Annotated in this window: 9 protein-coding genes and 1 other RNA gene; all 10 read right to left on the reverse strand. The window is 44.7% G+C overall.

The genetic code is table 11. The features are described 5' to 3' along the window. Window positions 1–241: 241 nt before the first annotated feature. The gene (gene hisA / locus P5674_RS16780; RefSeq protein ID WP_014276498.1) at window positions 242–1015 is read right to left on the reverse strand and encodes a 1-(5-phosphoribosyl)-5-[(5-phosphoribosylamino)methylideneamino]imidazole-4-carboxamide isomerase; all 774 of its coding nucleotides are present in this window, start codon (window positions 1013–1015) and stop codon (window positions 242–244) included. Between the two features lie 155 nt (window positions 1016–1170). Then, entirely contained in the window at window positions 1171–2745 is a 1575-nt protein-coding gene (locus P5674_RS16785; RefSeq protein ID WP_006616525.1) for a Na+/H+ antiporter, read from the reverse strand. A gap of 101 nt (window positions 2746–2846) precedes the next feature. Then, window positions 2847–4913 carry an AAA family ATPase gene (locus P5674_RS16790; protein WP_315670110.1) on the reverse strand — a complete coding sequence of 689 codons (2067 nt, stop codon included), beginning with the start codon at window positions 4911–4913 and terminating at the stop codon, window positions 2847–2849. Then, the gene (locus P5674_RS16795) at window positions 4910–5152 is read right to left on the reverse strand and encodes a hypothetical protein (protein WP_006616527.1); all 243 of its coding nucleotides are present in this window, start codon (window positions 5150–5152) and stop codon (window positions 4910–4912) included. The genes P5674_RS16790 and P5674_RS16795 overlap by 4 nt, the downstream gene beginning before the upstream one ends. Window positions 5153–5562: 410 nt before the next feature. Beyond that, window positions 5563–6930 (reverse strand): DNA phosphorothioation system restriction enzyme, encoded by a 1368-nt coding sequence (locus tag P5674_RS16800; RefSeq protein ID WP_014276496.1) that lies wholly within the window; start codon window positions 6928–6930, stop codon window positions 5563–5565. A 48-nt stretch (window positions 6931–6978) separates the two neighbouring features. After that, a complete protein-coding gene (locus P5674_RS16805) occupies window positions 6979–7401 on the reverse strand; it encodes a hypothetical protein (protein ID WP_006616728.1) in 423 nt (140 codons plus the stop codon). A gap of 175 nt (window positions 7402–7576) precedes the next feature. Beyond that, on the reverse strand, window positions 7577–7951 hold the full coding sequence (locus P5674_RS16810) for a phasin family protein (protein ID WP_006616727.1): 375 nt from the start codon (window positions 7949–7951) through the stop codon (window positions 7577–7579). 46 nt (window positions 7952–7997) lie between these two features. Further along, an RNA gene (gene ffs / locus P5674_RS16815) (signal recognition particle sRNA small type) lies at window positions 7998–8094 on the reverse strand. Between the two features lie 25 nt (window positions 8095–8119). Continuing rightward, window positions 8120–8386 (reverse strand): YciI family protein, encoded by a 267-nt coding sequence (locus P5674_RS16820; RefSeq protein WP_006616726.1) that lies wholly within the window; start codon window positions 8384–8386, stop codon window positions 8120–8122. An 8-nt stretch (window positions 8387–8394) separates the two neighbouring features. Continuing rightward, window positions 8395–9726 carry a DUF3370 domain-containing protein gene (locus P5674_RS16825; RefSeq protein WP_006616725.1) on the reverse strand — a complete coding sequence of 444 codons (1332 nt, stop codon included), beginning with the start codon at window positions 9724–9726 and terminating at the stop codon, window positions 8395–8397. Window positions 9727–9765: the final 39 nt, after the last annotated feature.

The raw sequence follows: 9765 nt of genomic DNA on the forward strand, positions 1-9765 counted from the left end.
GTTAATTAGATTTGGTAGCGAGAAGATGAATAAACCCGCCCTATCTATCGGTTTCCACAGTTAATTAGATTTGGTAGCGAGAAGATGAATAAACCCGCCCTATCTATCGGTTTCCACAGTTAATTAGATTTGGTAGCGAGAAGATGAATAAACCCGCCCTATCTATCGGTTTCCACAGTTAATTAGATTTGGTAGCGAGAAGATGAATAAACCCGCCCTATCTATCGGTTTCTGCTGTTAATTAGGCAAAAGTTGAATTCCCAAAATCAGGGGGTATATCCTGAATACGTCCAGGACCGATCGCCTGTATAGCCTCTTTTAAAACCACATCTCCAGTATATAAAGCACGGCCAACAATGACATCAGTTACCCCCAAAGGTTCTAATCCCAATAACCCTAATAAATCAGTAATGCTACTGACACCCCCAGAGGCAATAATAGGAATCGAGACAATTTCCGCAACTTCCCGCAATGCCGCTTTATTAGGACCCTGTAAAGTCCCGTCCCGGTGAATATCAGTGTAAATAATCGTAGCCACCCCCAACTGCGCCATTTGGTGCGCCAGGTCTGTAGCTTTGACCTCGGAAGTTTCCAGCCAACCCCTAGTCGCCACTTTACCATCACGGGCATCAATTCCCACAGCAATTCGTCCGGGAAACTCACCGCATAACTCAGCTACCAATTGGGGATTTTCCACCGCTACCGTCCCCAAAATTGCCCTTTCTACCCCCAAATCAAATAGGGCGGCGACAGTATCACGACTACGCAACCCGCCGCCGACTTGAATCGGGACATTGACAGCTTTGGCGATCGCCCCAATAGCCGCGTGGTTAGTAGGTTGTCCAGTTTTCGCCCCATCAAGATCAACTAAATGCAGACGAGTAGCGCCCTGGGACACCCATTCCTCAGCGACAGCCACAGGATCTTCATTAAAAGTCTCAGCTTGGGTGTAGTCTCCCTGATACAAGCGGACGCAGCGCCCTTCTAATAGGTCTATGGCGGGTATTACATTCATTGGTGATTGATAAATTGGAACATAGTCACTAGCTATAGTATCTGAGTTTAGCTTCCCAACCCAATTGTCATGGTATAGCAACCGCCAGCACTGTTAGCAGGGGGGGAAGGAGTCTTTTGTTGTTATGGGAATAACTGCGCCAGACTCCTGTCTGTTTATGCGGTTTCTGGGTCTTTTTCTTCCATAACTTCTGACAAAAGAGTTGAGAGTTGAGTATTCAGACGGCCGGATCTGACAAATTCCGCATAGGTTTCAGCCTCAATATCAACTAATTCTTCCCGAAGTAATTCTATGGTCAACCCTTGCAGTTTGGGGTCTTGTGAGAGTAGCTGCTGAGTTTTGGTGGTGATAGCTTCTAACTGAGATTTGACTAATTCGGCTTGATGTTGATAAGCATCAGGGTCTAATTCCTGCTTAACAATTGATTGGGAGAGGTGGTTTTGTACTCGATTGAGGGCTACACGACGGGCTACTAATTCCAGATATTCTTCCCGCAAAGGTTGCTCATCAAGCAGTCCTAACCATTGCAACAGAGGCTGGGTCGTTAAACCCTGAAATAATAAACTAAATAAAACCACCCCGAAGACTGTCGCGATCAGATTTTCCCGTTCAGGTATAGCCACTGGGACACTCAAGACTAGGGCGATGGAAACAGAACCTCGTAAGCCTCCCCACCACAACATAGTTTGATTTTGTAGGTCTATTTCTGATTTGGCTAATCTGTTACTGATCGCCGTTAAAGTAAATGTGGATATTGCTCTGGTTAGCACCATCGCTAGGACGGAAACCGCAATGGGTTTGATGTTGGTTGCTAAACTCCCAAATTCAATTTGAGCGCCAATTAATAAGAAGACGATTGAGTTTACCAAAAATGCTATAAATTCCCAAAACTCGCTGACGATTAATCGGCTGCGGGGATTCATACCAATTCGGGAACCAAAATTTCCTAAAATTAACCCTACTACTACTACGCCAATAACTCCAGATCCGCCTAAGTCTTCGGTGACTACATAGGTTCCATAGGCGGCTAGGAGGGTGAGGGATTGTTCTACTAGGGGAGAGTCAAAACGCTGAGTTAGATAGGATATTCCAAACCCAATTATCCCAGCAATAACTACGGCAATTCCTGTGAATGATAAGAGTTTTAAAACGATCGCAGCCGGGGATATTTCGATGTTTCCCATAGGAAAACCGACTAAGATGATGAAGGCTACAACAGCTATGCCATCATTAAAGAGGCTTTCCCCTTCCATTAAGACTCGCAGACGTTTAGGCGCTCCTAATTCTTTCATTAGGGCGACTACTGAGATGGGATCGGTTGCTGATAAACTTGCACCTACTAACAGGGCGATCGCTATCGGCATTCCTACGGCTAAATGTAAGCCAATAGCTATCCCTACTACACAAATAACTACCCCAATAGTTGCATATAAAAATACTGGGAATAAATCTCGTTTTAGGTCTCGCCAATTCAGATTCCAGGCGGCTTCAAAGAGTAACGGAGGTAGGAAAATTTCTAGGATTAGTTCTGGTGATAATTGGATTAGATGGATGTCTTCAAAGGCTAAAAATAATCCGACAATTACCAATAATAGGGTAAAGGGAATTTTCCGCAGCCAAGGGAATAAACGAGACATGGTGGCCACACTTAGGGAAATCAGCAAGACCAGCAGAAATTGTTCAAGATTATCTTTGATACTGATCTCAGCGATCGCAACTTCTGGAGTCATAGTTTAAGATAGTAGCGACAACCACATCATACTATCACATTTACTCAGGATATGTTATAATTTATGGTAGGATGATTATATGATTATAGGATTACCCAGGTTTAAAATTCCGCTTCTACTTCGATGATTTCGGTGTACTCAAACTGATTGGGACTGAGTTTAACTAGGGGATAATTAACCCCTTGTAAATTAATTATATCTTCCTCACAATCGGGTTTTGATGAGTTGTAAACTAGGATATATTCTCGCCCAATTCTGGGCTTAATTTCCGTTGCGACTTCCCCCCGCCATTGGGTTTTGGTGACTAATACAACTAGCTGGTTAGCTAATTCTGGAATAATGCGGGCTATTTGGCGGCGGTAAATTTCATCTAAACTACCAAAAGGGGAATCCATCACAATGGGAAATGTACTGCTATCTGGTCCCATGAGGGTATTCTTTTGGCTCCATTCTCTAACACCTTCGATAATTCCACCAATAAAGGATAAACTGAGGATTTGATTTTCTCCGGTGGAGGAGGCTACTGGTGCATCTTCTCCAGAGGTTCTTTCCACTAATTTAAGTTCGTATTTGGGGCTGAGTTGCGGTTGATAGGGGGTAAAAGAAATTTTGGCAAAAATATTTTGGACTCGCTTTTCTAACTGTTGGCGGAATTGCTGGTCTAAACGTTCGAGGACTTGGGATAATCTGGCGATCGCATCTTCCGTCGCCGCAATGCGTCGCTGGGCTGTTAGCTGCTTAATCTCATTCATTTGTTGGCGATCTATTTGTTTCGAGAGTTTCTCGCATTCTTGAGTTAGAGTCTCAATTTGTTGATAATTGGAACCCATTTCTCGGTTAAGTTCACCAATGCGGCTTTCGATTTCATCTAGGCGTTTTTGCAGTTGTTGAATATCCTCATCTGGGAAATGGCGTAGCTTTTGCTTAATATCATCTAGCCGGGTTTCGATTTTGGATAATTCCGCCCTATTTGTGCTGATAGATATTTGATGCTGGTCAATTTCTTGCCAAAATTCTCCTAGTTGGCGATCTACATCATCGACTTGGGTAGACATACGGATAGCGGTTTCTTCAATATCTGCCATTCCGGCTTTATTTAACCAACTTTTTAGGCGATCGCATTCCGAACTTCCTTCTGTTATAGGAGTTCCACAAATGCACTGCTGGCGGTTAATCAACTCATTCACAAACTGCTTAGTAATTCCTGTCATTAACTCCCCCCTTTCTCGCATTCCTGAAAACAGGTGACGAAAATCGGCGATCGTATCTGACAATAAAACCGGATAAGCCCTAGTTGACAACAGTTTATTAATCGTTTTTTTAGACTTTTTTAAATTATCTCTGATTGAAATAATTTGGCTTTCTAACTCACTTCGCAATTGTTGCAACTCCGCCGCCCCGCTTAAATCCAATAAATGGGAATTTAGCGTGCGTTTTAACTGTTCATGATGTGCTAATTCCGTTTCGATTTCCTTCTGTCTGTTCGACAAAGTATTGATTTCATCTTCCCGCTTTTTTTTGTCGTTTAAAAACTTTTTTGTCTCAGGATTACCAATAATCAATAAATCCTTTTCCAAAGACTTTCTCGCTTCCTTTAAATGTTTAATACCCCTATTTAATACCTCCACCCCCAATAACTCTTTAGTAGCTTCCGCAATTTCCGCTTTTCTATCATCCCTAACAATTTGTTCTATGCGTTCTCCATCAAAAAAGAAATACTGATGTAAACTCATCGGTAAAATGCGATTAATAATCTCTTCTGGTGGCTGCGGCGGCAAAGTCCAGCGCCCATCATCTCCCGCCACCTGCATATATAATTCGCTGTCGGAATGTTCGATTTCTCCATGTTGCTTATAGGCGCGACAAACCCGTTTAACCTGATAGCGTTTATGGTCATGTTCAAAGACAATTTCCACCCAGCAACCTACAGCTTTCCCCGGTTCAGCTTCCGTCAGCGATCGCTTATTAACCAATTGTTCCGACACCGCAAATGCCGCACTAAATTTATTATATAAAACCCAGCTAAAGGCATTAAGTATCGTCGTCTTACCCGCACCATTATTCCCATAAATTACCGTAGTATTTCGTTCCCCTTTTGCTAAATATATAATCGGGCTTTTTCCGTAAAATTGCCGAAAGTTACACAACTGAATCGAGAGTAAATTCATTGTATGACCTCTTTAATAATCTTGAGAACATCATCATTAATGTTCAAGGGACTTTTCATATATAGTTTATCTCTTTCCGCCTGCAAAACCCTTTCGATAATTTCCCTAACTTCCGGGGGTGCATCTGTAATCGGGTCATGAAATAATGTCTGATTAGCGTTTTCTCCATAGGTAGATTTTGCCTCAGAAAACACATTAGAAATCGCGTGAATTAAACCCTCTGAATATTGGTAAGACATAGACTATTCCAAACGTGAGTTATCGATGGTTTTTTAATAGGGCGAAAAATCGACTATCTAACAAAAATAAATTTTATCCTACCACAACCCCTATAATCACGTCAACTCTGAGACGACAAGGAGGGATAATGTAGGGGCGGGTTCCTCAGTCAATTCGACTTAGCACCAGTCAACTTATAAACCCGCCCCGGACCCCCCCGGACCCGCCCCGGACCCCCCCGGAAACCCGCCCCGAAACCCCCCCCGGAAAACCGCCCGGAAAACCCCCCCGAAACCCACCCCGTTAAACCCGCCCGGAAAACCGCCCCGAAACCGCCCGGAAAACCCCCCCGAAACCCACCCCGTTAAACCCGCCCCCGAAACCAGCCCCGAAAACCGCCGTGGGTGAGGGAGAGATAATGATGGATGATTTATAAATCCAATAAACCATAGCGTTTTTGTAGTTGTAATAACTTCACCCTAGCCTCTCCTGCATTGTCTGCAATATCAGCAAACTCCATAAACCGTATCAACTCTTTTTTTAACAAATTGCGTTCAACATCTAACGTATTTCTGCCCAAGTCTGGCGGTAAAACAATCATATCAAAAACCGTCGCCCTTTCCTTTCCGGGATGAGGTCTAAGAACCCGTCCTCGACGTTGAATAAATTGGCGGGGGTTGCTGCTACTTGCCAGAATTACCGCATGACGAATAGCTGGAATATCTACCCCTTCATCAAGACAGCGAATAGCTACCAAACCCTGTAGTTGTCCCGCTTCAAATTGTTGCCGCAATTCTTCCCTTTTTGCCATAGGAGTAGCGGCGGTATAGGTATTAACACGATAGCCCAATTCTGACCCCAATAAAAAGACGATCGCTTCTAGTTGTCGGTCAAAGCGAGTGCCTTTTTCCGTGATACCATCCCCACAATAGAATAGCGTGTGGCTGGTCTGTAAACGATTACTCATTAACTGTCTGAGGGCGTTAACCTTATTATTAGCAGCCCCAATTATTCTTGCCCTTTGCATCAATAGCGCCGTGATATTTTCGTTAGTTTCCCACTCCTTCTCATTGTCCATTAAAGCCCAACCAATGCGAGTAGTTAGGCGGGAATAAATCAGAGTTTCAGCCGGCGTTAATTCTACCAAAATCGGATAGTATAAATAATGAACTAACGCCCCTTGGCGGATAGCTTCAGCCAGCGTAAGTTCCGGTTGTAAAACCGGACCAAAATACTCCATTAAAGCATTTGTCCCCTGGTCATCAAAATGACGTTCTGGGGTAGCAGAAAGTGCTAGACGTAAACCTATATGTCGTGGTAAACTAGCTTCTAGGCGAGGGGCTCCTAAGTTGTGGGCTTCGTCGCCGATAATCAAAGTTTTGGCGGGGAAATACCGCAGTTGAGACTGAAAGCTATCGGAAATTAGCGTGGCGTTAGTCGTGATGACTGCGAGAAACGGTAGATGACCCGAACCTATGTTATAAAGGGACGTAGATAGGTGTTTTTGCCAATTGTGGACGCTTTCAAAAGCCAGTAGCGGAGTCATCCCAAATTTCTGAGCTTCCCGTCCCCACTGAGTAACTAGGTGGCGATAGGGACAGATAACTAAAACAACTTGTAAGCCAATTTTATGATATAATTCAGAGGCGATCGCTAAGGCTGTGATAGTCTTACCCGTACCCGTTGCCATTTTCAGCGTTCCCCGTCCCCGGTTCCCAAACCATTGGGATACCGCCTGACGTTGGTAGTGTCTCAGGTGTATTTGTGGGGGAATGACAGGGATACCAGGTAGACTCACCGCTGAAACACAAGCCCTATATAAAAATCAAAAATCACCCATCAAAAATCAATCATGATCTGATTCCCAGTCGGGACAGGAGTCACCCTCCACACCTAATGGGTGCATTCCACAAACTAACAAATTCCCACCGTAGATTTTACCATGATAGTGATTACATCCACGACAGGCTGGGTTTTGGGTGGCGCTGGGGTGAACATAGGTGACAAAGGGATCAAAAGTTTCCTCTTCCTCAATACCATCTAGTTCCAAATCTAAGTATATATCCAGAATCGGCTCAAAGATATCATTTAAAAACTGGTCTAAGTCGGGAATCAACTTATTTTGGACTTCCTCAGCAATTTCTTCGGAAAATTGAGTCAGGTCATCCATGATATGATTAAACTCTTCAGTCGCATCTATAAAAAACTTTTCCACCTCAATAACTGTGGCTTCTATACTCTTAACAAACTCATTAGACCAATCTTCCATTAGGCTTTAGGGGCTAACTGCTTTAATATTTGACACTCCCTTTGCTGAAAGCAAGGGACTCTTGAGGTAATTATAGCCCTTTTTGGTTTCCCATACTCAGGTCTTACAGGATTATGTGCAAAGGATAAACCAATCTTATCTTACGCAGAGCGATCGCACTCATTGATCAATTAAATCAATCATTTTCCAAATTACGCAACTCATCCTTTAGTTTATCAACCTGATCGCGTAAGTCTTCAATGCTATCATCACTACTACTCTCTGGGGCTTCTTCCTCATCATCAATAATTTCGATGCGGCGAGGTTGCGCCGACTGAGGTGGTGTAGGATTATAATCAGCGCCTGGTTCTTGTGCTTGTCGGATAGCATCGTCAACAAAACGGCGGGCTTCTTCCGTCGTCATTTCGCCACGTTTAACCAGTTCATCTGCTAATTTTTGGGCTTCTACCTGTAACTCAGCCAGTTTACTCCCCGCCTTTTCCCCGGCGTAGGAAGCCAAACCAACCCCAAGGTAAACTGCTTTTTGGACTAAATCTCCAAAACCGGGCATAGGGAAAAACTCTCCAGGCAATAATTTAGGGGAAGTTAAAAATGGGAGTGACCCGGATTCCACGCCTATCAGAAGCATCCCGTGTTGCTGCTACCTTCCGGTCCTGACAAGGTTTAGGCGTTCTGACCGCATAGGTCCAGGCCACAAAATTCATTATAACACAGAAATTCACGGTGCAACCACACACCACTCAAAAATTTCGTAAGTCACGCAATTATTAACCACCAGAGGGTCATCCGCGACAATAGCTTGGGCGGCGGCCATAGACTCAGCCTCAAAAAGCAACATTCCGCCGCCTTTCCTTCCCCAATAGCCACTGCGCGCTTGATGTCCTTTAGCAGCCAACTCCTTGACATACTCGATATGGGCGGGGACATATTGATCAAAAACGGCTTTTTCCACAATTCCGGTTTCAATTTTGGCAAACCAAGGCATAATCGTGATTAATCTAATGTCTTAATAGTTAACACTTGGGGCGGACTCGCGTCTGGGGGATACAGAAAGTCAAATTCCACCTGTCGCCGTGTTCGGGGTTGAATGTCTAATTCAATCAAAGGTTCCCCCTGTTGTCCTCGGTTTTGGACTAGGTGAAAGTATCGGCTAACTGTAGTTCCCGAATCATCAGTATAGCGGAAACGCACCGTTCCTCGGAAAAATACCCGGCTGGGAGGTTCCTCGAAAAATTGCACTCCCCCGTCTGTTAGTTCATTACTTTTTAGGGGGGTTTCCATGGTGAGGACTACAGTTTTAGGGGTATTGGTGGGATTAGATAAGTCTAGGGTTAGGCTATATTGAATGCCATAGTTGCCATGGGCTTGATAGGCGGTATCCTCATAACGAACTACCATGGGGGCGCTTTGGTTTTGGTTGGTTCCTAATTTACCCCCAGGTAGGGAACTGAAAATATAGGAAATGGCTTGACCGGGTTCGGGAATGGTCAGGTTGGTTATCTCGGCTTTCCAGACTGAACCTAGGGCGACTCCAGCAACTCGACCATAAATGATTCTCTCTGGACTATTCGGGGGTGTGGGCGCTAGGTCGCGGGGGGTGACTAGAGAACCATTGTGTAATAATTCTACCCATGATTCTAGGGCGGGGCTAGATTCGCTACCGTCGGGGTTTTGAATGGCAAATTGAGCTAGACTAGCTATATGCACTGTACCGCTACTCTGGAGGCGCATAAGAAGCGATCGCCCATTGAGAGGCGGTTCTAATGTTTTTACCGGAATAGGGGCTTTAAAGACCATCTGAAACTGCTGTGGTGGAATGATTACTTGGTCGGGTGGTGATGACTGTTGCCTTCCTCGCAAAATCTCTCCCATAACTCGACTTCCTGGACCTGCAAATACTGTCCCATCATTGTTGTCTAATACGGGAGGTAAGGGGATAAAGGGTGCGTCTGGTTGGCTGAGATAGCTGGCGGCTTGTAATATCTCTAGGGTGACCGGTTCGCTGGTGGGGTTGTAAGCTAATAAGCCTAGATATAGGGTGCGTAAGTCTTCGGGGTTGGTGGGTCTGGCGATATGATGGGCAAAAATGTCGAACCTACCGTCAAAGGGAAAGTTAAGATGGGCATTGGTTTGGGTTTTACCTTGGGGGGGAAAGGTTGATAGTAAGATACCTTCGACTGGTACAACTTCCGGGCTATTGCTATTGAAAACTGGAATATTATCTAGTTGACCGGGAAGGGGACGCACTTCTTGGGGTCGGGTGATGACTACTGGCGGCGGGGGGGTGACTGAGAGGATTAGGGGGGCGATCGCTAGTGGTAGCATAGAGTGGTGATAATCTGGATAATTGGGACTGTTAACTTA

This window comes from Limnospira sp. PMC 289.06, from assembly GCF_032350395.1.
Lineage (GTDB): Bacteria > Cyanobacteriota > Cyanobacteriia > Cyanobacteriales > Microcoleaceae > Limnospira > Limnospira platensis.